Origin of the sequence: uncultured Alteromonas sp. (assembly GCF_963976965.1) — a bacterium.
Lineage (GTDB): Bacteria > Pseudomonadota > Gammaproteobacteria > Enterobacterales > Alteromonadaceae > Alteromonas > Alteromonas naphthalenivorans.
This window is the reverse complement of record NZ_CAXBMP010000001.1, coordinates 196,975-220,308: the sequence shown is the minus strand read 5'-3', so window position 1 is coordinate 220,308 and position 23,334 is coordinate 196,975. Positions and strand designations below refer to the sequence as shown.

The following is a 23,334-nucleotide window of genomic DNA, read 5'->3' as shown; positions in this document are numbered from 1 at the left end:
ATGGCCACTAGGTTTTCAACAAGTCGTTCAAAATAATGACAATATAATAAACAAAAAACCGGTAGTTCCTAAGGAGCTACCGGTTTTTTTTAGTTAATAGTATGCCGAATGCACATCAGACAGAAGTTATAGCGCACTTACCAAGGCAGTTCATCAGCATTTGAATGTATAAAACGCCCTGCGCTATCAAGGGTCATTTCGTCGATGCGAGCGACCAATCTTTCAGCAGAGGTATCTGCATCAATATCACCGCTTCCATTCACCATTTCAGTTTGCACAAACCCTGGGTGAAATAAACCTACCGCTATTCCTTGTGGCTTGAGATCGTTCGCTAGTGACACACCAGCAGCATTTAACGCCGCTTTCGACATTCTATAGCCATAATATCCGCCAGAGGTGTTATCGGTCATAGAGCCCATTCTGCTGGTGATCATGGCTATCTTACTGTTGTCGGCCATTGATGGAAGAAGAGTTTGTGTGACAAGCAGAGGCCCCATCGCATTCACTCTAAACTGATAATCTATGGTATGAGGTTCCCAGTCATCTAAGGTTTCTTTGCCTAACACACCTGCGTTATTAATGAGCAAATCAATCTTAACGTCTGCTAGCTCCGCTAAACTATCAGCCAGCGTATCTGGCTGCGATACATCAACACCCGTGATCACTTTAACGCCAGATGAATTAAGCTCATCACAACTATTGCGACAGGTGGCGTACACCGTCGCGCCTTTCGCTTTATATTGCTTAACCAGGGCTAGACCAATACCGCGGTTGCCCCCTGTAATGACTACGTTCATTTTAACGCTCCCTATTTATATGCTGCACGCTACAAATATAAATACAAATACAAATACCAGTGCTATGCCGAAAAAAGTCGATGGCATGCATTCACAATGAAAACCCTGCGTTAACCATTTATTGGCAACGCTTAATTAGCCTTTCAGCAGGCTAATCATTTTTGCATTTGAATACCGGAATATCTTTTGGCTTTTTTTGATGATTACTCGTTTTTTTGAGCCGCTAAAAAAGCGAATAAAAAGCGCGGCTTACCCTAACGATGCCAGCAAACGCGCAAGATCCTCAGGCGTGTCTATGCCAACGGGTGGTTTAGCATCTGCTACGTCGCAATGGATTTTGTCGCCATACCACAATGCCCTAAGCTGCTCGAGAGATTCAATTTGCTCAAGGGCACTGGGCTGATAACTAACATACTGCTGCACGTATTGTGCACGGTACGCATAAATGCCTATATGTCGAAAATACAATTTAGGATCAGCACTTTGACGGTTTTCCATCATACGATCACGTTCAAACGGGATAGCGGAACGAGAAAAATACATCGCTTCTTTATGTGCATTTACCTGTACTTTAACCATATTAGGGTTAAATACATCGTCGCTTTCTAAAATAGGCGTAGACAAGGTAGCCATCACACATTGAGGTGCATTCGATAAATTACTCGCCACTTGCTTAATATTTGCCGCCGGAATGAAAGGTTCATCACCTTGTACATTAACCACAATGCTATCAGCGGCAATATTTTCTTTCTCAATTACCTCGGCAATACGTTCGGTGCCAGACTGATGTGTATCGGCGGTCATACATACATGAGAAAATTCATTAGCAACATCGGCAATGCGCATGTCGTCAGTGGCGACAATGATTCGCTCAGCACCCGCTTCAGTGGCACGTTCTACCACATGCTGAATCATGGGCTTGCCGTTAATATCAGCCAGAGGTTTACCTGGAAAGCGGCTAGAGCCATATCGTGCGGGAATAACTACTGTAAATGCCATCACACACCTATCGCGTTGCGTCTACTTCATCGAGTGTCATTACCGTTGCTTTACTTTCTATAAGCACCGGAATACCGTCTTTAATATCGTAAGCTAAACGGTCAAAGCGGCAAATTAGCTTGTCTTTTTCATCATTAAGCACCAACTTGCCTTTGCACACTGGGCATGCCAGTACTTCTAATAATTTGTTATCAAATGCCATTGTATTTCCTTGCTTGCTAAGGCGTCATTGTTAAGCCAGCATTAACCAGCTTGTTATCTATTTGTGTGAAAAACTTCTTATCGATACTTGCTGAAACGGGCAGATACCAACAATCGCTGTGAGCGATATCACTTAACTTCACTGCATCTTTTTCGGTCATTAGCACAACGCCCGATGGGATATCATCTGCAGTAAATTGATGATGATCGGGAAACGGTAATGTGCTGGACAAGTTTAACCCCATACTCTTTAACTGCGAGAAAAAACGTTCAGGCGCACCAATACCTGCCATGGCAGTAATATTTTTACTGCGCAAGCTAGTCAGTTCAGCCTGCTCGGTGGGGTTTGTAACAGAGCACAATTCACCGGCTACCAACTTCATAAGATACTGAGGTGTCTGGCCTGCTGTAAGGTCTGGTAACGTATTGTCAGCACGGTTATGCACAATGGCATCTACTGTTGCCAGCCGCCAGTGACCTTCCCTAAGCGGCCCCATTGGTATTAAAAAGCCACTGCCGGTTAAACGTTCGTCCATTACCACCACTTCAACATCTCTTGCTAACGCATAATGTTGAAGGCCATCATCACAGATAATAAGGTCGCAATTAAGATCACTTGAAAGATAATCTGCGCCCCGCCTACGTATAGGGTCAATCACCACGGGTACTTGACTTCGAATGGCCAGTAGTCGAGGTTCATCCCCTACTTCACTGGCATCATCATTAGCGGTGACTTGACGAGGATAATAGCTAGACTTCCCCCCATACCCTCTACTTAAAATACCAACTCGAACACCTTTTTCGCGATAATACTGCGCAAGTGCAAGTACCACAGGTGTTTTACCGTTACCGCCAACCGAAATATTGCCTACGACAATAACTTTAGCACGGCCTCGATACACCTTTTTCAGACCGGTAGAGAATAAAAACCTTCGAAAAGCTGATAACAGCCAGAAAAGTATCGCAAGTGGCGATAACAGCCACACTAGCGGGTGACCAGCGTACCAGCGCTTCACCATACGACTCACTTAGTTATCACCAAACTGCAACGCGTGAAGCTGAGCATAATGCCCGCCTTTTTCTAGTAACTCCTGATGCTTACCACTTTCAATAATGCGACCTTGCTCAACCACCATGATAGTGTCGGCATTTTCAATCGTCGATAACCTGTGGGCTACCACAATACTGGTGCATCGTTTTTGTAATGTTTCTAGTGCATCTTGAATAAGTCTTTCCGATTCCGTATCTAGCGCCGAGGTCGCTTCGTCTAAAATCAGAATCGGCGCATCGGCTAAAATAGCGCGAGCAATAGCGATACGCTGACGCTGTCCGCCAGACAACATAAGGCCATTTTCACCAATAACAGTATCGATACCTTCAGGTAAATTACCCAAAAACTCATCGACGTGAGCCATTTTGCAGGCTTGCTCAATTTTGGCCTGCGACACGGTTTCTTTTGCACCATAAGCAATGTTATTGGCAATAGAATCGTTAAATAATGTTACGTTTTGCGACACTACCGCAAACTGCGCCCGTAGTGATTTTAAATCGATACTGTCTAAAGGATTGTCATCCAACCTGACTTGCCCTCTTTGCGGGGAATAGAATCGGGTAAGCAGCGACGAAATGGTCGACTTTCCGCTTCCAGAACGCCCTACCAAAGCAACAGAGTGGCCAGGTTCTGCGGTAAACGACACGTTCGTTAACGCAGGCGAATGCTTTCCAGGGTAAGTAAAGGTCACATCATCGAATTCAATTTTACCGACTGCACGCTCTAGTTTTATGTCGCCTGAATCAGCTTCGTTTTCTCTATCTAGAATTTCAAACACGCTTACGCAGGCAGTCATGCCTTTTTGAAACTCATTATTAATCGTCGTCAGTTGTTTTAAAGGTTTTAGTAGCATCACCATACAAAACACCACGTTAATAAATACACCCGCAGAGAGCTTTTCAACCATGCCAGGCGTGCTGGCAATATAGAGCACTACAGCTAACGCCACAGATGCAATAACCTGAATAGATGACACACTTAAAATCTGGGTAACCGCAAGCTTCATGGTTTGTTGGCGGTTATTATTATTTTTCTGCTCGAAGCGTTTTTGTTCGATGGTTTGCCCACCAAACATAATGACCACTTTATGGCCTTTTACCGCCTGCTCTACCGCAGATGTTAAATTGCCCATCGCTTGTTGAATGTTTCGACTCACCACTCTAAAGCGCTTACTCACGAATGAGACAATAACGGCAACCAAGGGACCAATTAACAAGAAAATAAGAGATAACTGCCATGAGTAATAGAACATGACCGCGAGTAATCCAATAACAAGCGCCCCTTCCCGTACCAAGGTTAACAAGGCTTTACCAGAAGCATTGGCAACTTGTTCTGTGTCGTAGGTCACTTTACTAATTAACGCGCCCACCGCTTGGGTATCGTGGAAAGACACCGGCAAATGGATGTATTTATCGAACAACTGTTGTCGCATGCGCATGACGACCTGCGAACCAATCCACGTTAGTGTGTAGGTACCAAGAAAGTTAAATAGACCCCTTAATAAAAACAACGGGACTATCGCATACGCAGCTAATCGTAAGTACGCCTGATCATTTTTCCCTAGCGACTCATCAATCATGGGCTGCAATTGTGCAAATACGAAAGTATCTACTGCGGAGTAGCCCACCATGCCAATAACGGCAACGAAGAAAGGGAATTTAAATTCACGCAGATAGCGTAAAAAGCGTTTAACCTGGAAGGCCGACGGATCGGTTTGTTGCATCAAAGTGTTTTAACCTGTTCGTTATTCATTACTTTCACCCTCGCTATTGTACTAGTACTTGAGTCATTTCCCTAATCAACCCCATGCTTTGATTAAAAATTTTCCTCTTTCTTCACTTCAGATTCTGAGGCAACAAGGTGCCTAGGCGTGTAACTTGGCAAATACCAACGGTTTTGGGCGTCTTTTCGTTCTGACCTAACTATATAGCCACCTTCTGTGAACTCAAGTCGAATGAAACCAAATTCGCTGGTGGTAAATTGGCGAACGCCATATTTCTGATAGCGAGAAAAGACGGATTGGCTTGGAAATTTCCATCTATTTTCATATCCTTGGGTATAAAGAACCACATCAGGAGAGACGCGTTGAATCCATATGTCGGTAGATGAAGTTTTACTGCCATGATGAGGTGCAATTAACACATCCGCACGCACAGCTGTTTTTTCAACGTTGCTTTTATTATCTTGAGTACCGTTTGTTCTCGCTTCAATCCCCGCTGCCATTCGCTTTTTTTCTGCATGTAGTATGGCGTACTCACTGGCTCGTTCAATATCACCAGGAATGAGAACACTGTGGTATCCATCATCAATTTTAATCACGCAAGACATAGCATTACTGTCTTCTAGATTCCCTTTTTCAGGCCATAGAAAGGTAAGCGTTAACCCTTGCCAGTTAATTACCCTTCCTCGCTCACATCCGTCTATCGGGCTTATCCATGCGGGTTTAATACCTTTGGTGTCTAACCAGGCACTCAACGCGGCTTTTCCTCCTGCATGATCAGTATCACCATGACTGTGAATAACCATATCTACGTGTTGGCTGTTATTTTGCTTCAGAAATGCAGGTATAACCTGACTCGCTAATGGCGCTTCACCGTTATACATAGGCCCTGTATCAACAATGATGGCATGTTCCCCTTTGGTTAACGCGATAGCAGTTCCCTGGCCAGCATCAAACACATTAACAAACCATCGAGTTGGAGAAAAATGAATAAAAGTGAGGGTAACTGGCAGTATTAGCAATGATACACAGGCCCATTTATATCGCCACCTGGGTAAAATGGCTAATAACATGGCGATAAGCAGGCACAGCATTGAACCCGTGGTGGGATAGAAGTGAATTGCACTTATTGGCCAAGATGCCGCGTCGCTTAAACAGGTTAAAAGCCAGCCTAATACCTTATCTATTTTAAGTAGCACCCAAATAGCAAAGTCTAAGCTTGTAGGAATATAATACCCCGCCATTACCGCAAGCAGTGCAACAGGAAGAACAAGCGTAATAATAGGCAATACAAAAAGATTAGCGATAATGCCAATAGTGCTAGCCATACCAAACCACAATAGCGTGATAGGCGCCATCACAACGCTTACCCCTAATTGAATGCAAAATAAAGCTTTGTACCACGGCATTGCCTGGAATCGAAATCGCCAATTCAGCAGCCAAATACTTATCACCGCGCCTATGCTTAAATAAAAACTGGCTTGCAGCAACGACAAGGGAAACAACACAATACAAGTAAACAACATGAAAACGCCCATGTGAAATGGCCGTAACACACTATTAAATACCGCAAAGCCAATACCCACCACCAATAAAACAAAAGCTCTGACTACTGGCAATGCCATCCCGCTTAACATCACATACAGCGCCGTACTACAAACCAAAGTCATTAATACGTAGCGCCTTAGGTTTATGAAAGCGTACTTCCTTTTTAATATGCTACTGGCAACAAAAATAAACGCGCTACATACATAAAATACCGTTATGACGATAATGGATAAGTGCATTCCCGATATACTGAAAATGTGCGCGGTACCGGTTTGCCCAATCGTGTGCCAGTCGTCTTTGGTTAACAGACTACGCTCACCAATCAATAACGCCTGAAACCAACGCATTTGATCAAGTGGCAGCGTAGATAAAAAAACGGATATGTTACGACGAACACTATGGTTGTGAACCACGGCTTCACTGTGTAAATGTTTGATATAACCCGTAGCCACAATTTCTTGGCTGGCAAGGTATTGTTGTCGATTGAAGCCTACTGGATTCAGCGTGCCGTAGGCCGGTTTTAATTTTGCTGTGGCAGTGAATTTGTCTCCGTTGTGTAAACAGGTACCCGTCAGGCGATGGCTCAATGCCATTTTTCGAGTGAACTTCAATGCTATATCGTCTATGCCGTTGACGTTGACGACATACGACATAAATCGCGGTTCATCTTTTTCATACCCTGCGTTTGCTACACTGTCGATATTTTCCAAATTTTGTGTATTTACTCTATTTTCTTGACTACTCACGACGCTTTTTTGACCACTTAGACAGCCTCCCCGGTCAACCGTCGCATTAATTGTGACATCTTGTTGAATTTTGCTCTGTGGTAGTTGCCAAGATAGGTGCCAATACCCTAAACTCGCCATCCATGTAGCACCTATTAATGCGCCACTTACTGCAATAAGTACAAACTTCATCCAAGACGTTTGTTTACCGCCGCTTATTGAATAAAGGTAAAAATTGCACTTTGATAGGAACAGCAGTACACCACCACCTATGGCAAGCGTCATCACTAGGTTTAGCGATGGCAACTCGGGCCATAAAACAGCGGTTGTTGCGCTAACACAAAAACTGCCACACCAAATTGTGATACGATTTACCATTGTTTTACGTAGCAATAAATATAGATGGCTGAATGTAGCCCATATGTTGATAGTTAACGAACGAGTGTTATGCCTAAGAAATTTATTAGACGTTTCCTGCCTGAACCGCAGGCTGTAAAGAACAACAAAATTCTGCGCGTGTTTGGCAGCGTTTTGCACGAACCTAATTTATGGCATTTAAACAGACGTTCAGCGGCAGGCGGATTTTGTATCGGGCTGTTTTTTGCGTTTTGGCCTGTGCCCTTTCAAATGTGGCTTTCTGCGGGCGTCGCCATTCCTTTTCGTGCGAATTTACCGCTATCGGTAGCCACGGTATGGGTTACCAATCCTTTCACCATACCGCCCATATTTTATGCTGCTTATAAAATTGGTTCTACTGTACTTGGGACCAAGCCGGAACACTTTGAATTCCAATTCAGTTGGCAATGGGTGGTGGAAAGCATCAGCACTATTGGCCCTGCATTTTTGGTTGGTTGCGCAATTTGTTCCATCATTGCCAGTGCCGTGGGTTACTTCACCCTAAACTGGATTTGGCGCTTTCAGGTTAAAAAGGCTTGGGAACGCAGAAGATTGGCGCGTGCAAAAGCAAAATTGCAAGCCCAGTAGCGCGCGTATCTTGCCGATACCCCGTTGACCAATTACATAAACAAACACGAAAAAGGCGCTCTTAAGGCGCCTTTTTTTAATCTGTATGCTTTGCGTTCTGTTAATACTGAACGCTCAAGCAGTGCTAATTATAACGTGCTAGTCATGCTCTGCTAAAAAGGCGAGTAACTTAGCTTCATCCCACACTTCAACATTTAGCTCTTGTGCTTTAGTTAACTTAGAGCCCGCTTTTTCACCAGCGACCAAAAACGAGGTATTTTTCGATACCGAGCCTGCCACTTTAGCCCCTAACAATTGCAGTTTCGCCTTTACATCAGAGCGGCCCATTTCGCTTAATGTTCCTGTGACTACACAGGTTTTTCCATCAAGAGGTAACGCACTTTGTGGTTTTTTCTCAATTGCAGGCCAATTAATACCCGCCTCTAGTAAGGCATCGATAACATCGGTGTTGTGAGGTTCGTTGAAGAAGTTATGCAAATGCGCCGCAACAATACCACCTACATCTTGCACTTCAATGAGTTCGTCTTCGCTGGCGTTGCGAATTGCCTCAAGGGTTTCAAAGTGCATAGCAAGATTCGCTGCTGTGGCCTCACCGACTTCTCTAATACCTAACGCATATAAAAACTTAGCTAGCGTGGTGGCTTTCGACGCCTCAAGTGAGAGCAACAATTTGGCCGCAGACTTTTCGGCCATGCGTTCAAGGCCCACAACATCGCCTAACTTAAGATTAAAGAAATCTGCAGGGCTATGCACTAAATCGGCATCAACGAGTTGATCGACCAACTTATCGCCTAAACCGTCGATATCAAATGCTTTTCGAGAGGCAAAATGCTTTAACGCTTGCTTGCGCTGCGCCGCACAGATAAGGCCACCGGTACAACGAGCAACCGCTTCGTCTTCCAGTTTTTCTACATTAGAGCCACAAACTGGGCAGTCTGTAGGAAATACAATGTCTTTAACATTGTCGTCTCTTTTGGCTTGTACAACAGATACCACTTGGGGAATAACATCGCCTGCACGTCGAATAATAACGTAGTCGCCTACTTTCACTCCTAGTCGGTCAATTTCATCTTGATTATGTAGCGTGGCGTTTGACACTGTAACACCGCCAACAAACACGGGCTCTAATCTTGCCACTGGCGTTAAACGCAAGTGTCACTAAAACAGCTCAATTTCAATTAGAGAAGTTCATTCTATAATAGACTTAATACGCAAAATAAAATACCCTCACCTATTTGAAAACATTCAAGTAGGAAAAGCAAATGGATACTACAATGAGTTTAGCTGAAAAAATCGGCTTTATTAAAATCCATTATAGTGATCCTATACACGATGGCACGGTTGAACTATTCAAAGAAATGAACTATCCCCAAGTCTCTAAAATATCAAAAATTCTTGTTGCATATAGCAATATTCTCAGCCCTGTATTGCTATCGAATGGTAGAGACGACTTAACTTATTGTTTGAAACTTGTAGCTATAGATTTCAGCCAGCGATATTCTCAATCTACTGCATCTTCAAACTTTATATCACTTAAAACACATATTATTAAATTGATAGAGCGTGGTGATATACCTTGGGTACCTTTTTCTAAAGAAGATATCTCTTTTCTCAATCATGCTATATCCAAAACGACTTATAAAGAGCTAAAAAAGCAAGCAATCCCTAAAAAAATTCAATTAGGCTTCCTGCACGTAAGGCCTAAAACTGAAGTATTTAAAGAAGTCCTGAAAAAAACATGTAGCCCTGAAATCTCCGACGCTCTGATAAACCACTCGATGGCATATAAGAAGAAAACAAAGCAAAGGATAATATCCCAATTAACAGATTTTCTTAACGGTATAACTTCAGATAAGACTGATTGGTATAATCATCCACTGGTTTTACAAAGTGAAATAATTAAGTTCCGTGCAAACCTGCTTGATCGGTATAATAGAAATACAGCTTATTTGCATTTCCATATTATTAGTAAAGCAATAAGAACACTAATGGAACAAGGATTGCTCAACAGCCAAATAGATCTGCCTGACAACTATAAGGCGTCAAGGCGCAATCAAGTATTGCGTGCAAACAATCCCTTGATTTCTAACTTAGATTTATACGATTTGAAAAATATATCTGCTAATAAAGATACGCCACGATTTCTCGAACAGTTGCAAAAAGAAATCAAGTCGAATCTTGCCTGCTTGACGGATGTAGCAAAAAATAATGTTTGGAAGGGTTATAAAGACTATTTATTAGGATCCGAAGTTGTTACTCAATATAAAAGTTTCATTGAACAACATACAGATAAAAACATTCATGACGAAGCTGAGCTTGTCCCCAACATTCAAACTGAATTAAGCACAATGTGGCCGGAAAGCAACATATCTGACTTTTTAACATCTAAACGAGTTGCATATTATGACAGCAACTATGAATTTTACCTCTCAGGTGAAACCAATGATCCAAATAGTCCCTACAAAGTAAGTAATTCCGTAAACAGATATTTGGGACTTACCATAGAAGTAGCTTCAGCTATGCAAGCAATAATCGTGGAAGAAATTGGCATCAATCCATTTTCTCTCTACAATATCTCAATATCATCTGACGGGGTTGGCAGAGAGTTTGTTCAAATTACTGATGAAGGGTCTGTCCGACTTCGCGCTTTAAAAAAACGCGCAAAACAATCAAAAACAAGGAAAGCTAAAGGAGTACCCGTCTTACTCTCACAGATACAAAAATCAGATATAGATGCTGCTACTTGTCTTAAAATGGCTTTAGAAATGACAAGTAGAGCCAGAGAGTCAAGCGAAATTAGGAAGCTCTGGGTATTTCGTACAATAAATGGGGTACATCATGCTTCAGACAGTGCATTTCAAGATAACTTCAACAAAATGAAAGCTAGCCTTCCGAGTAAAAACAAAGCCATACAACACTCAACATTAAAAAAAATTAGAGGTTCCAAAGGGGTGTTAATATTTCTTCAATCACGAGGGGATGCATTGAGAACTGCCAATTACTTAGGTAATCACATCGAAACAACCTTAAATAGATACATTCCTCATTATCTATCAGAACTAATCTATAGGAATAAAATTAGAGCGTTTCAAAATGTATTGCTGTACATGGCGATTGGTTTAGAAGATTCGCCCTCAGACGCCCTTAATATGAGTGAGAAGGAATTAAAGTCTCAGCTTGAAGTTGCTTTCGATAATAAAGATATGGGTGGTAATTTGTACGAAAAACTTAAAAATCCGAATGAGGAAAATATCCAGAATGAAGAACTGTATTTTTGTGTTTCTACCAACAACATAAAGACCGCTCTTATCTATATTAAAACTGGTAGTGACCCGATACTTAAAGAGCAATGTGTCACAGCTGTTTCAGCAATATCCGAAAGCACTGTCATAATGAAACAAATGCTCCGAACTGCTCAACTTGCAGTGCAAAAATGCGAGGATAGATAAATCATGAGTGAAAGTGCAAATTTAAAAGACGATGAATTCGTTGACTTTTCCAAATTGGTTGATTCCGCAGAAAAGTTTGAATATGGACTCCCCAGATGGCTATTAAATGACAGTATTTACGACCAAGAATGGTTGGCTTCAAAGGTGGCTATAGATATTGACTACTATCGTAAAAACAAAAACAAAGCACTAAAGATAAATTTTAAAAGAAAGATTTCTGACGGGGAATATTTGACTGACGCAATTAATGAACCTCTATTAAAAGACATTATGCACAGCTTATTATACTTGGACGCACGAGGCAAAATAACGCGACCATTAAGAGCTAAAGCTATTCTGGTCGCCATTACAGACTTAATTAAATATGCTAATGAGGTTCGACAGAAAAAATCAGAATTGCTTGTAAGGGGCCTAGATCAAATTAAATTAAAGGAGCTTAAAGATTTTATTATGGACTTTAACACACAGCCTCATATCTTTACTGCCGCCCTTAAAACCATAGAGTTGAACTCTGGTTCATCTTCAAGAATCGACTGGATTAAAATAAAAAATGAGCTGAACTTAACAACAAGATCACTTATGTCATTGCAGCACTCTTTGAAAAAACATTATAAGAGTAATCCACTAAAAAACGATAAGAGTTCTTACCAAGAAGACCACTCAGAGACAAAGAAATGGAACCAACCCAGTAAGGCTCGTGAATTTCAGCCTGCAAATACAATAGATTTCGATATAGACACAGATTTACAACCTTCAGAAAAAACCATATCAAATATAATCTCCTTGCTTGAGGCGGTCTACACGGCAAGGGCATCTCAAAAATATAAATTTGTTCACTCACCCGCAGCATTATTCAGCAATGGTGAAACTCTGTTTGATAGCATGAGACAATCAATAAAAACACCCATAATGCCTACATCTAATTACCTGCACTCTATTTCAACAAGCCTTAAATTCGCAAGGAAGTATGGTTATGCTATCCGTCAGCATTTATCCGCTCTTGCGAAAAATGAGCTGAAAGAAGTAGCTAATAACAGCGACATTTACCGCTCAAGCTCATCATTGCAAGAGAAAGTGTTTAAAGAAACACCGTTGCCAGATGTATTAAAAGAACTGAATGTTACGTCGTGGTGTGACGACAATTTGGTGTGCTTCAGCCAATTTAGACAAGAAATGTCCATGGCGGTTGCGCTAAGGCTATATGTAGCCTCAATCTACATACTAGTAGCTAGTTTTGTTGCTAGCAGAGTTACGTCTATGAGAAGTTTGAAACGGAATTGCTTTGTTCAATCACCTATCGATGGACTTTTCGATTTAATTTTAAGAATTCCAAAAAGTTCTGAACGTATTGAGCTTGAAGATGTTCACCGTCCTATACCAGACTTGATATTCGACTATGGCCTAGAGTTTGCTCTTTTAAACAATGAGCTAGAAGAGCGAAGAGGCTTTAATGTAGATGAAAACGAACAGTTCTTATTTGGCGGTTTTTTGTCACACAGGTCTTTTAAAGCCTATACATCAGATTTAGCTCAAGGGCGTGTTACCCCTCTCAGCAATGATTATATAAATGGTTGCCTAGACTTGTTTGCAGACTGGAGTTCCTCCCCCTTAATTAATGGAAAACGATGGTACCCAAGGAGTCACCAATACCGACGAACGTTTGCTGTGCTGTATTTCAACATGACTGACAATACGGGGTTAGAAGAATTGTCCTGGTTTTTGGGGCACGCTAACCTAGAGCAAACTTTTCACTACGCAGAAGTATCGCCAAGTTCCGAGTGGATTGACGAAGCAGAAGTTACAATTGCAAAGATTGGTGCTTCTCTCGGTAAGGCGATACTGGGTGATGCAAGCATTACAAATATTGTAAATACAGCTCGTAAAAAAGCAAAAACATCTCTGGTAATTGAACCTTTAGTAAGAGATTTGATCGAGGAGCATAAAAAAAATACTGGCGAGACAGTTCGATTTCATCGAATTGAAGGAAAGGATCTGTTTTTTTATTTTCAGAAAAAAGAGGCATATTGACATGGCAAGATTTCAAAAAGGGCAAACTTCTCAATCTGTAATTTTGAAAAAAAAAATGATCACTCAATCAATGATTCGTAAAAGTGAAATCCTCAATAACATAAAGCATTATGATGAAATTCCCGATAGTTTAACTACCAGTAAATCCATCATTACTAAGACAATGGTAAATAAGTGGCAGGACGACGCATTAGGCGTAATAAGCTATTCTTACAACTCTTCAATGACAGAACATAACGCATTAGCTTTACGTGCATTATTAGTTGCTATTGAAGACCTTAACGTAAGGCTTAAAAAATCGGAAGCAAATAAAAATAATAACTTTGCGACAAAAAAGAGTCGGTTAACAACCCAAGATTTTAATGAGTTGAAAAGAGAAAATGAAGACTTAAAATCTGCACTTGCAGAAGTTTATAGAGCATACATGCAACTTTTAGATAATTGTAGAGAGGATGAACAAATAGACAAAGCTTATAGAAAACTGATTTTGGATCAGGCTCGTATTCTAGGAAATAACAGACTGGCTTTGATAAAGTAATGTCATATGTTATGACGGCTAAATCACCCTGCCTTGATTTCCTTATAACCAGTCAGCGCAGAAATGAAAAACACGATTGCTCGCTTTCCCTAATAATGAAGAAAGACGGGGGTATAGATTGGCACGCCAATGCTTACCTAACCAAATTAGGCGGAGGCGCTCAAATATTTAATGTTAAGCCGTTAGCACCAACGGTTACAAAGAAAGCTTATAGCCTAAATATATTTTGTTCTTTCCTTGAAGATAAAAGAATTTCTCTATCCGGCATTAATGATGCAATATTGTATCAATTCATAGACGTATTAAAAGATCGAAAGATTGCCGATGACACAGTATTAAAGCATGCCAGAGTCGCTTTGGGTTACATTATATTTTTATCTGGTGAAAATCCCATCTGGAAACTAGCAACTAAAGAAAAAGACACGGTGAGAGCATACAATGTTCATTACTCTGAAAAGAAGTTTAAAGCAGGTAATAGAGAAATAACTTATGTAGATCATGTATCATTTACGGGGTTGATTAGCATTACCGTGGACGTAGAGTATATTCACGATCATGAATTTGTTTTATGGTTGGACGCCATAAATGAAAGCACCTATCACCCAGAGCTTAATGAATTTTTAATATACAGATGGCAAGCCTTCTCCACACTACTGGAGATTACTGGGGCAAGAATAAGTGAAGTTCACCAGATAACAAAATCTTCTGTAAAAATCGCTGCTAAGACACTCCTGAATGCAAAGAAGTGTGTATTAAGAGATATACCGATTCTTAAGGGTAAATATAAAGGCAAAAACAGGGAAGTAGAGGTCACAGGTGATGACCTACAGATCATAATATATTACCTAAAGTTGGTCGAAAACACGTTTCCAGACCAAAACCATGACGCTATTTTTGTTGATGCACGAAGTGGCAAACCATTGGCAAAATCATATCTAAAAAACTATGCTAAAAAAGTGATTAATGCTAGTAAGTATAAGGAAGAGTTGCGCCATGTCACAAATCACTCTTTCCGACACAGATTTATTACAATGAATGTAGCAAAGGCGATTAAGAAACTAGCAGCATCAGGAAGCTTTAATAATATTTTGAGTGTTGCTGCTACAGCATGTCGAAAAGTCACAATGCATGCTTCGAATGCAACTATGGCAAGATATGTCCATTTAGCGTCTGAACTGAATCATCAATCAACTCAGCTAGATAGTGTTTTACTTGAAATGTCGTCTCAGATCAGAATTAGAATGACAAGAATGATAAATATTAGTAAGTCCTTAAAAGCCAAACAAATCGATGAAACTGAAGCGATTCAATCGTTATTGACTCACATTGACGAGCTTGCAAAATTCGATTTCTAAGTTGTATCATTGTGATTACCAAGGGAAACTGCCGGTCTGTAGGCAATTGTGATTAATTCATTTCTCAGCTATGAAACCGACTGATATCTTCTGTTTCATTTGATCAAATCCTAAACCGATTGCGCAGCCCTAAGCCCACAATAAAAATCAAAATGATGGAAGTAATCCCCTGTAACCCCATAATTGGATAAACGATCGTTAACATTGTATCATCATGAAAAAATGCCCCTACCCCGTCCGTTCTTACATCTCTTGCCATCGTGAGAAATGGCACGCTGTTAAATGCAGAAAAAACGAATAGTTCCCAAACAGATTTAAGTGATTGAATTGGCTTTTCGGAGAGATAGGCATATGGTACGGCGAATATAAATATTGAAAGCAACCACAAAAACATAGGCCGCAAAAAAGATTGGCCATAGTCACATATCCCTGAAAAAACCATATCGATAAGAGAGACTATATTGTCTGTCTTAACCCAGCGTTTTGCCCGTTGCTCTTCGGCATGAAAAAGTAAGGCTTGTTCATGATTTTTACTGTTTTCTGTTAGTTCTTTTAGTCGGATCAGTTTTTCGATGTCGTCTTTATTCTCAACAATTTTCACGCCCCATTTGTTTTTTTTTCGTCGCAAGTGGCAGATTATCCCATAAAGGGAAATATGATTGGCGAAACTGGTATTAAGCATATCTAATACACAATTTAACGTGATATTTTTGATGACTACGGCATCGATAAAGGTGCAATTTTGAAAAGTGAACGACTTAATTTTTCCTGTATCATTGCAGTTATCTAAATAGAATTTCCCCGTGAATTTCGCACCATGAAAACTCGTGCTGCCCTCACCGAACGAGGTTAGATAAAAGTACACATTTCCTTCACCGAACGAGGCTTCATAAAAATCCACATTTCCCTCACCGAACGTGGCGTAGCTAAAATACACGTTACCTTTTCCGAATGATGTATTATTAAACCTTACGCTACCCTCTCCAAACTTGGCGCGAGAAAAGTGCACATCGCCATCGCCGAATGCTGATTTATTAAAGCTCACGCTACCCGCTCCGAACGAAGCGGTATAAAAGTACACATTGCCATTGCCGAATATTGTTTTATTAAAGCTCACACTGCCCTTCCCAAACGTGGCGTTGCTAAAGTGCACATCGCCCTCACCGAAAGTGGCACTTGAAAAGTCCACGTCCCCCTCGCCGAATATAGCTTCACTAAAGCTGACATTGCCATTAGGGAAAGTGAAGCCTTTAAATGAAATATCAGGATTGTCTTTGGTTCTAAGCTTTGAAAAGTCTACACTCCCAAAAGAAATATTGTATATAGGGTTTTCAGACACCCACTTGTTCCATTCGCCTTTTCCCGCTTGCCAAAGTACGATGGCGGCATAGGGTTCAAGCGTATCTATTTTTTGAACATCTTGTTGTTCGTTCATACCGCCCTCTTTTCATCCGTTGATAAGGTTAGTGTGCCACGGCCTTCAAAAGTAGCAATACGTTTTTCAACTACCTGAGATTCAACTGCTTTAAATGTAATCGTCCGGTAATCCCATCTAGTTCTTTGCAAGATTCCATGGTAATCGTTGTACGATATCGGTATTTTGTGCACTTGACCATTCACATTGATCGTCGCCCAATAGTAGATATCCGAGAGGTATCAGATGGTGGGCTTTCGCTGTGCAAACCGAATGACCAACTATGCCAAATATATCTCGCCTAACATTTATATTTGCTTCAGCATAAATTTAACAATGGCTCAAATTTTGAAAAAATAACGCAGTGTAGTATAAAAGATTTCAATCGTAAGCTAAATTAATTTAATAAAGAGAGATGCGACTGATGAAAATCCATGTACATCGTGTGCGGGCATATTAAAGTTTGAAACTCAAACTCCTTCAAACCCGCGATTTTGTGTACTTAGGTTTTGCCCAATTTACTCAATGTTTGTAACTAGGGTAAACCAAAGCTTAAACTTTATAAAACTCGACTAATTAATGTTTGAAACTCAGGCTTGCTTAATAAACTGACAAGCGGGTTTGAGCGAATTTCAGACCGTCACCAACTCGCCGTCGGTGGTCTGCTTCTTATCAGGCGTTGTCTTCCCAATTCTTATTATCAGTCTTATCGGTGAGTTCTGTTTTGCTCTGTGGTTGTTTCTAAAGGGAGTCAACACCAACATTTGGCAACAAATACACCAAGCCTAAGTGCGTGTTGAATTGAGTTTGCTTAGCATTGAGTTTCGAAAAAATATTCCGGACTTTCCAGCTTTGACAACACGGTCTGTTCCTCCAATAAATCGTTTCCCCAAAATCTAGCGGGTAAACAACACTTGCTTGCAAATGTCGTTTTCAGGCAAAAATTTTACTGCGTCCAACTTCCGGTTTACGGAGCTATCCTACAGCGAATCTTGAAGGGCCCTAATAGACAAGGACTTTCACGGCTAGAGACATTTGGGCACAATGCGATAGTTCATGCAGTGAATTTTAATAGTAAGCGTCCGGCGATCACCGTCTAGCCTAGCTTAACACTCCATGGTAACAACTTTTCGATATCTGGCTCGGGCCCGCTGAGCTGCCTTAGCAAATGCATCAAGTATTCGAACGGAACAAGACACCTACATCTAGACAGGCTCAGCATGGCATTATGCGGCGGTTGTGATTGACCTGTACACTCGCAGGGTTATCGGCTGGAGTATGTCGCATCGACTGGATGCGGAGCTTGCCGCAAGAGCCTCGGATATGGCGTATGAACACAGAGGTAAGCCCAAATGTGTGATTTTCCATAGCAACCAAGGTTCCCAATACGGTGCTCGCAAATTCAGACAGAGGCTGTGGCGTTACAAGATGACTCAAAGCATGAGTCCCCGGGGTAACTGCTGGGATAATAGTTCGATGGAGCGCGTATTACCAAGTGACTTCGTAGCAACGACCTTAGTAGTCGGAGTTTATTTTGACCATTACAAGTCATGAAATTTCTTTCAACGTTTTTAGGCCTTTGAATATCTTGTGTATTGAGTGAGACGAAATAGGAGGGATATACCATGGGGTGAGATTTATTTTGTACTCGATATAGCGAGGGTTATAGCTGTCATATTTAGTGTCAAAAAGATAAGCAACTTCGACCAGCTTTCTCAAATATAATAAAACTTCACCAGACTCCCAGAACCTGAGTATGTAGGTACCTTTACAGTTTGCCTCCCAGTCATTCCTAACCAGTCTTGAGTAGTAAGTGATCCACGAGCTGTTGAAGGTAAATACGTGAGATATATCTTTAGTGCAATAGCAAGCACACTGGGCAAGTCCTCCCCCAAGAGAATGTCCAGTGGCGCTTATTTTAAATTTTACACCCCCTCGATTAACTTTTTTAACAATCCATTGCTTGATATCGGTTAACCATTGATCGAGGTTTGCCTGTATTTGACGATAATATGAGTTTTCCTTGGCGTGCCCAAATAGGTCTAACAGAATAACTAAATTTCCCCAGATCCAATCAGACAGACTTTTCGTGCCGCGAAATACCAAAGTCACCTCAATTACAGGCACGTCGTTATCTAAAATTTTGTACCATGTTTGTGCTTTTAATCCCTTTTTCGTATTCAAGTCTACCTCGCAACGCCTCCACCCGCGGTTATGTAAAAACGTCTCGGAGTCGTTGTCATCGTTTTTATTATATATGTTGTAAGATAAGGCAGCATATTCATCTACATATCCCTCTAGGGCATCCTTGCCATGGATACCTAACACACTTTTTATGGAGAGGATCTCTTTGCTTTCTTTGTGAATGGTTTTTTTCACATCGTCTTTTGATAAAAACATGGTTACTCCTTGGCAAATTATGTGTAGCTATTGCCTTGCGGCTCTCAGGCGGTTTAACCGGTCTTGATTTCTTCTTTTAATCTCTTCAGTTGTAGGCCCTTGACGGTCATCTTGGTTGGTTCAATCGCCTTAATAGACCCTCGGCTGTTCAGCGTCCGTGCTACTTGACTTGTTAGTATTTAATATATTTTCGCCATTTGAGTTACTGGATTGTTCGATTTTCTTCCGAAATAGAATCCAATAACTAATGTCAGAATGGGCGGGACAATTCGAATGCATGCCTCGAAAATTTCCTTACCTCTACCAATCTGTTCAGGTGTTGCCCAATAGTACATCACCTTAGCTAATAAAAAGACAAATGCTAATGCAGTTAAGACCACAGCACCAAAAAATAAGTGATGAAGCCTGCATTTATGGCGAGAAGCTCCTAGAGCTTCAGCAGTATTAAATGGCAAACCAGCACAACGCTTTTAGGCCGTGCTGTGTGTTGAGCGCTTAATTGCCCATCTCTCGATATTTATCTTTGTATTGATCGAATGACGCTTTCTTGTCCTTAAACAGCTCAAGCAAATCAATAGTGAAGAAAACACCAGACTCAGAGCCAAATTGTGAAACACCAATCGAGTAGGTGTTATCAAAATGAAACATAAGCCCGTAACCTTCGTCTTGCACGCCTCCTCTATCCGCGTAGTTAACGGTGATTGACGCGCCACAGGCATAGCCAAAGCAGGCATCTTGCCAATAGTTGAAGCCTATGACTTCTAATGCGATCGTGCCACGAACTTGGTCACCATCATCGGCCGTACTGACGCTTTCATACAGCAGGTTGGGCCGCATGGCGAACCATTGTACTTTCGGGGGCGATTTAAAATCGTGCTCCTGCTTCCCGTAAAATGCTTCATACAATACCGTCGTCAGTCCAATACCCAGTGGCGTCTGCGCTCTGGACTCTTTGATATAGTCTGTCCATTCCTTGTCTTTCAGCGTCAGTAATGTCAAGGCAAGTTGTATGGGTTCAGCACGTAGCGGATTGTAGACGTCAGCCAAGATTCCCATATACAGATGAAAGGCTGCCCAGCATGCATTGTCATCAAAGCAAGCTTGTGCATCGACTTGTGGTATGTCTTTGTCTATACGAAGTCCTCTTCCTTGCTTAAACAGGGTAATGCTGTTCACGGTCAGTTCGTCGGGTCTGTCGATTTTACTGTTCGGTATCATGCCTGTTGCCACATCGCCCCGGACGTCAAACAACGGTGTGAGGTAAATATCCAGATATTCTGATATTGCCGGCATCGCTGCATTTGCATCTTGTCGCAGCGCTAGGTGAAAGCTAAGTAGCGTGTCATGCAGCTCGTCTTCAGATATTCCATCACCTTGAATGGCTTTACACAGCGACTCCATCGCTTCTTTGGCTTCATCGAGAGACTCAGCAAAATACGTACTGGCGTTTGGATCAAATCCTACATTGCAAGTGGCAGGAGTCTGTGCCCAAACACTCAGAGGGAAGCCGAATACAGTGATAAAGATTAGGTTGACTAATCGCTTATTCATCGTCGTTACCTCCAGTTAAGTTGCTAAACTGTGCCTCGATGGCTCTCAGTTGGTCTCTGAACGCGGTGATATTCTCGTAGATGTTTCGTGCATCATTGGAGAATACAAACTCCTTTTCATCCTCGTCCCAATACAGGCTGATATCCGCATCTTCTATATAGTCGCGGAGTATTTCGAATTTGCCGTGCAACGTGGTCTGTGCATACGCGAGCTTTGCTGCTGCCAGTTCGTCTTTATTGGTTTTAAATTTAGGGAACACATTCATGAAAAGCGGTAAATAGACCCTTGGGTCCGCTAGGTAGTGGTCGAGATCATGGACATTTGCACGTTCGACTTTATTGATAGCGATATTTCTAAATTCACTGCCTTGGATCAAAGGCCAGTTAGCAGCTTGGTTGAACTTCACCAAAGATGCGATGGGATCTAATACGTGACGGCATGTCATGAAGTTAATGCATATTCCGTCAGGACCAGGTTTCACCACAGAGGTGTACGGGTTTGATTCAGTGATAGGCAATTGGCAGACATTTGCAATCATTGAGATTGAGCCGATTTTATTCAGTCCGGCTGATAATAACGGCTCGCCATGCTCATCATAGAGGCTATTAACATAAAGTTTGTGCAACGTGTCATGCGTGACGGCTGTACCCAGTGAATGACAGACGAAATGAACCTCTTCACCCGCTTCGGTGGCCGCCTTCATAGCTTCAACGATCTGTTTGCCTACTCTTGCCTGAATGGCATCAGAAAAATAGCTTCTGTATATCGCCACATCCAATAGATGCGTCGCCCAAAAACTGTCATCTTCGGCAAACTTGGTGTTCAACTCGTTGATTTTGGCAACCAAAGAGGGAGCACCAGGGTATTTGGTGGCGAGCTCATCAATCGTTGCGTTCTTCATGTACTCTCGAACGTCGTGATTGATCGCATCATAGTCGATATAGTGCGTTTCCACTGATTCACTGAACTTCTCCAAGCTACTGAAGTGTTCGCTAGCGGCATCAAGTGGTGTAAAGAGGGTTTCTAGAAATATATCTTTCTCGTGCTCGCCCATGCCGTGCACAAGAATAATGTGTGGCTTAGCCATTGTTTCCTTATCCTTAACATCACCTGCGCGGTGATATGTTGTTGTTAAATTCCTATTGCCAATAAATATGAATCGGACATACAACCGGACACCTTGTCCAACTAACCACTTTACAAGTATTGTATAAAAAACATTCAGTTGCAATACTTTCCAAAGGAAATTCAGGCTTTAACTACTGTCATGCGATACAAACATCGCATTTATGTTCGACTAGAACACAGTGTTGTATCTTTGTATTAGCTTGCTTTGTACTGCATTTCACGTGTCGCCATTGCTTTGCGTGTCACTCTAGTAATATCTGCTTTTGAACAGGCCTCGCCTCACAGCTCTTGTCGCAAAGCGAAAACTTAAACAGAGAAGTTTGCAGATTTTATAAAACTTAAGGTCTCATGTACTTTATGACGAAATACAAGAGTAAATCACCATTAAACAAACTAATGCCGATTTCGAGAGAGTGGGCACAAAAACAATATAATTTATCGCTCAAAGGCTGCCTAGCTTCCATCTGATGCATTGACGTGTGCCAAAATAGTGCCGAGATCTCTCCCTTTAATGTTATCGAGTTGTAATTGCCTAGTGTTAACACTTTTTATCTTACTTCGCTTTCTAAGTAAAAAATGTCTACAGATTTAGGGTAAGATCACTTTTGAGGGTTTAACTTGGTTGTAGTACTAATACAGCCGGTATAATCAGATAATTCTATACCTGCACCATTCCATCTAATAGGAATCTTGAAATTTATGCTTTTTGTGTTCGGAGGAAGATTCGCGATTTCGGTATTAATCTGAAAATCATCAGATAGATCAAAGCCAGCTTCCTTAACAAAGTCGTCGAAATGTTCGATATTTTCCAATCGCAGGAATGTATAGATGACTAATACAAAATTAGCATTGGTGATTTCAATTTCATTACGCGCACTTTCAATTTCCGCAACATCTATTTGAAAAATAACATTCTCTGAACTATTAGGTGCTATAGAATAGTGGTTATTATCTCTAAGCGCATCTTCAGTCCCTTTGCGGTCTATTCCGTCTAACGGAATCAACTTTCCTGTGCCACAATTATGAAATTTGAACGCAAAATAACTATCGTATGCCAATGGCGATTCGGCATAATTTATCATGTTCATTTTAACACCAACTGTAGTGTTTTCTGCAAATTTTTGAGCATCTCTAATCGCATATTTCGGATAAAAATCGCGGAATATTATTAATTTATTTGCTATATCAGAGTTGCGCTTGAGAACGTCTATCTGCTCTGCATTTACTTGGGTTTGCTTGCGGATTTCAATCAAGGTGAAGACTGAAATAGCAATCCCTATGGAAATCACTACCAGTTCAGCCCACTTTAAAGTAGCAGTCTAATTTTTAAACAATCCTAAGACATTGTTTTATTTATAGCAACTATATAAGTTCCTGGATCTCCAATTTATCGTCTGCAACTTTTTTCGGTGTGCGATCTTGTTCCTTGAGTATAAATATCAGCTT

The 23,334-nt window shown here is 41.3% G+C and carries 16 protein-coding genes and 2 pseudogenes; 6 read left to right on the top strand and 12 right to left on the bottom strand.

Going from position 1 to position 23,334, the window contains the following annotated elements:
• Positions 1-137: 137 nt before the first annotated feature.
• The 6 genes from AAC006_RS00995 to AAC006_RS00970 form a co-directional block, all read right to left on the bottom strand.
• Positions 138-797, bottom strand: coding sequence for an SDR family oxidoreductase (locus AAC006_RS00995; protein WP_208804807.1), 660 nt, complete (start codon positions 795-797; stop codon positions 138-140).
• 249 nt (positions 798-1,046) lie between these two features.
• A complete protein-coding gene (gene kdsB, locus AAC006_RS00990; RefSeq protein WP_208804809.1) occupies positions 1,047-1,796 on the bottom strand; it encodes a 3-deoxy-manno-octulosonate cytidylyltransferase in 750 nt (249 codons plus the stop codon).
• A gap of 7 nt (positions 1,797-1,803) precedes the next feature.
• On the bottom strand, positions 1,804-1,998 hold the full coding sequence (locus tag AAC006_RS00985) for a Trm112 family protein (RefSeq protein WP_013783967.1): 195 nt from the start codon (positions 1,996-1,998) through the stop codon (positions 1,804-1,806).
• Between the two features lie 16 nt (positions 1,999-2,014).
• Positions 2,015-3,016 carry a tetraacyldisaccharide 4'-kinase gene (gene lpxK, locus AAC006_RS00980; protein ID WP_126872386.1) on the bottom strand — a complete coding sequence of 334 codons (1,002 nt, stop codon included), beginning with the start codon at positions 3,014-3,016 and terminating at the stop codon, positions 2,015-2,017.
• A gap of 9 nt (positions 3,017-3,025) precedes the next feature.
• The gene (msbA, locus tag AAC006_RS00975) at positions 3,026-4,771 is read right to left on the bottom strand and encodes a lipid A export permease/ATP-binding protein MsbA (protein WP_288389027.1); all 1,746 of its coding nucleotides are present in this window, start codon (positions 4,769-4,771) and stop codon (positions 3,026-3,028) included.
• Between the two features lie 92 nt (positions 4,772-4,863).
• Positions 4,864-7,419, bottom strand: a complete 2,556-nt coding sequence (locus AAC006_RS00970) for a DNA internalization-related competence protein ComEC/Rec2 (protein WP_339890510.1) — start codon at positions 7,417-7,419, stop codon at positions 4,864-4,866.
• A 69-nt stretch (positions 7,420-7,488) separates the two neighbouring features.
• Between AAC006_RS00970 and AAC006_RS00965 the strand changes: the two genes are divergently transcribed.
• On the top strand, positions 7,489-8,025 hold the full coding sequence (locus tag AAC006_RS00965) for a DUF2062 domain-containing protein (RefSeq protein WP_159530079.1): 537 nt from the start codon (positions 7,489-7,491) through the stop codon (positions 8,023-8,025).
• A 138-nt stretch (positions 8,026-8,163) separates the two neighbouring features.
• Here the strand turns inward: AAC006_RS00965 and ligA are convergent.
• A pseudogene (gene ligA / locus AAC006_RS00960) lies at positions 8,164-9,171 on the bottom strand (NAD-dependent DNA ligase LigA); the annotation flags it as partial.
• 116 nt (positions 9,172-9,287) lie between these two features.
• On the opposite strand from ligA, the gene AAC006_RS00955 reads away from it, so the two are divergent.
• Genes AAC006_RS00955 through AAC006_RS00940 form a run of 4 tightly spaced genes read left to right on the top strand, consistent with a single transcriptional unit; the run spans position 9,288 to position 15,395 of the window.
• Complete coding sequence (locus AAC006_RS00955; protein ID WP_339890508.1) at positions 9,288-11,474, top strand: hypothetical protein; 2,187 nt, start codon at positions 9,288-9,290, stop codon at positions 11,472-11,474.
• Between the two features lie 3 nt (positions 11,475-11,477).
• Entirely contained in the window at positions 11,478-13,502 is a 2,025-nt protein-coding gene (locus AAC006_RS00950) for a hypothetical protein (protein WP_339890506.1), read from the top strand.
• 1 nt (position 13,503) lies between these two features.
• The gene (locus AAC006_RS00945; protein WP_339890504.1) at positions 13,504-14,040 is read left to right on the top strand and encodes a hypothetical protein; all 537 of its coding nucleotides are present in this window, start codon (positions 13,504-13,506) and stop codon (positions 14,038-14,040) included.
• A gap of 11 nt (positions 14,041-14,051) precedes the next feature.
• Positions 14,052-15,395: a site-specific integrase gene (locus AAC006_RS00940; protein WP_339890502.1), complete on the top strand. Its 1,344-nt coding sequence runs from the start codon at positions 14,052-14,054 to the stop codon at positions 15,393-15,395.
• A gap of 103 nt (positions 15,396-15,498) precedes the next feature.
• Here AAC006_RS00940 and AAC006_RS00935 read toward each other — a convergent pair whose 3' ends face one another.
• Entirely contained in the window at positions 15,499-16,830 is a 1,332-nt protein-coding gene (locus AAC006_RS00935; RefSeq protein WP_339890501.1) for a pentapeptide repeat-containing protein, read from the bottom strand.
• A 1,176-nt stretch (positions 16,831-18,006) separates the two neighbouring features.
• Here AAC006_RS00935 and AAC006_RS00930 point away from each other — a divergent pair.
• Positions 18,007-18,297 (top strand): annotated as a pseudogene (locus AAC006_RS00930) (DDE-type integrase/transposase/recombinase); the annotation flags it as partial.
• 60 nt (positions 18,298-18,357) lie between these two features.
• Here the strand turns inward: AAC006_RS00930 and AAC006_RS00925 are convergent.
• The 4 genes from AAC006_RS00925 to AAC006_RS00910 form a co-directional block, all read right to left on the bottom strand.
• The gene (locus tag AAC006_RS00925; protein ID WP_339890499.1) at positions 18,358-19,209 is read right to left on the bottom strand and encodes a hypothetical protein; all 852 of its coding nucleotides are present in this window, start codon (positions 19,207-19,209) and stop codon (positions 18,358-18,360) included.
• 495 nt (positions 19,210-19,704) lie between these two features.
• Positions 19,705-20,760 (bottom strand): hypothetical protein, encoded by a 1,056-nt coding sequence (locus tag AAC006_RS00920; RefSeq protein ID WP_339890497.1) that lies wholly within the window; start codon positions 20,758-20,760, stop codon positions 19,705-19,707.
• Positions 20,753-21,847, bottom strand: coding sequence for a hypothetical protein (locus AAC006_RS00915; protein WP_339890495.1), 1,095 nt, complete (start codon positions 21,845-21,847; stop codon positions 20,753-20,755). Before AAC006_RS00915 ends, AAC006_RS00920 begins: the two co-directional genes overlap by 8 nt.
• A 640-nt stretch (positions 21,848-22,487) precedes the next feature.
• Complete coding sequence (locus AAC006_RS00910; protein WP_339890493.1) at positions 22,488-23,177, bottom strand: hypothetical protein; 690 nt, start codon at positions 23,175-23,177, stop codon at positions 22,488-22,490.
• Positions 23,178-23,334: the final 157 nt, after the last annotated feature.

Bases quoted from the DNA above. Each gene is read 5' to 3' on its own strand.
- AAC006_RS00985 (WP_013783967.1), bottom strand. From the start codon at position 1,998: ATGGCATTTGATAACAAATTATTAGAAGTACTGGCATGCCCAGTGTGC.
- AAC006_RS00970 (WP_339890510.1), bottom strand. From the start codon at position 7,419: ATGGTAAATCGTATCACAATTTGGTGTGGCAGTTTTTGTGTTAGCGCA.
- AAC006_RS00995 (WP_208804807.1), bottom strand. From the start codon at position 797: ATGAACGTAGTCATTACAGGGGGCAACCGCGGTATTGGTCTAGCCCTG.
- AAC006_RS00965 (WP_159530079.1), top strand. From the start codon at position 7,489: ATGCCTAAGAAATTTATTAGACGTTTCCTGCCTGAACCGCAGGCTGTA.
- AAC006_RS00945 (WP_339890504.1), top strand. From the start codon at position 13,504: ATGGCAAGATTTCAAAAAGGGCAAACTTCTCAATCTGTAATTTTGAAA.
- AAC006_RS00955 (WP_339890508.1), top strand. From the start codon at position 9,288: ATGGATACTACAATGAGTTTAGCTGAAAAAATCGGCTTTATTAAAATC.
- kdsB (WP_208804809.1), bottom strand. From the start codon at position 1,796: ATGGCATTTACAGTAGTTATTCCCGCACGATATGGCTCTAGCCGCTTT.
- lpxK (WP_126872386.1), bottom strand. From the start codon at position 3,016: ATGGTGAAGCGCTGGTACGCTGGTCACCCGCTAGTGTGGCTGTTATCG.
- AAC006_RS00950 (WP_339890506.1), top strand. From the start codon at position 11,478: ATGAGTGAAAGTGCAAATTTAAAAGACGATGAATTCGTTGACTTTTCC.
- AAC006_RS00925 (WP_339890499.1), bottom strand. From the start codon at position 19,209: ATGTTTTTATCAAAAGACGATGTGAAAAAAACCATTCACAAAGAAAGC.
- AAC006_RS00935 (WP_339890501.1), bottom strand. From the start codon at position 16,830: ATGAACGAACAACAAGATGTTCAAAAAATAGATACGCTTGAACCCTAT.
- msbA (WP_288389027.1), bottom strand. From the start codon at position 4,771: ATGCAACAAACCGATCCGTCGGCCTTCCAGGTTAAACGCTTTTTACGC.
- AAC006_RS00920 (WP_339890497.1), bottom strand. From the start codon at position 20,760: ATGAATAAGCGATTAGTCAACCTAATCTTTATCACTGTATTCGGCTTC.
- AAC006_RS00915 (WP_339890495.1), bottom strand. From the start codon at position 21,847: ATGGCTAAGCCACACATTATTCTTGTGCACGGCATGGGCGAGCACGAG.
- AAC006_RS00940 (WP_339890502.1), top strand. From the start codon at position 14,052: ATGACGGCTAAATCACCCTGCCTTGATTTCCTTATAACCAGTCAGCGC.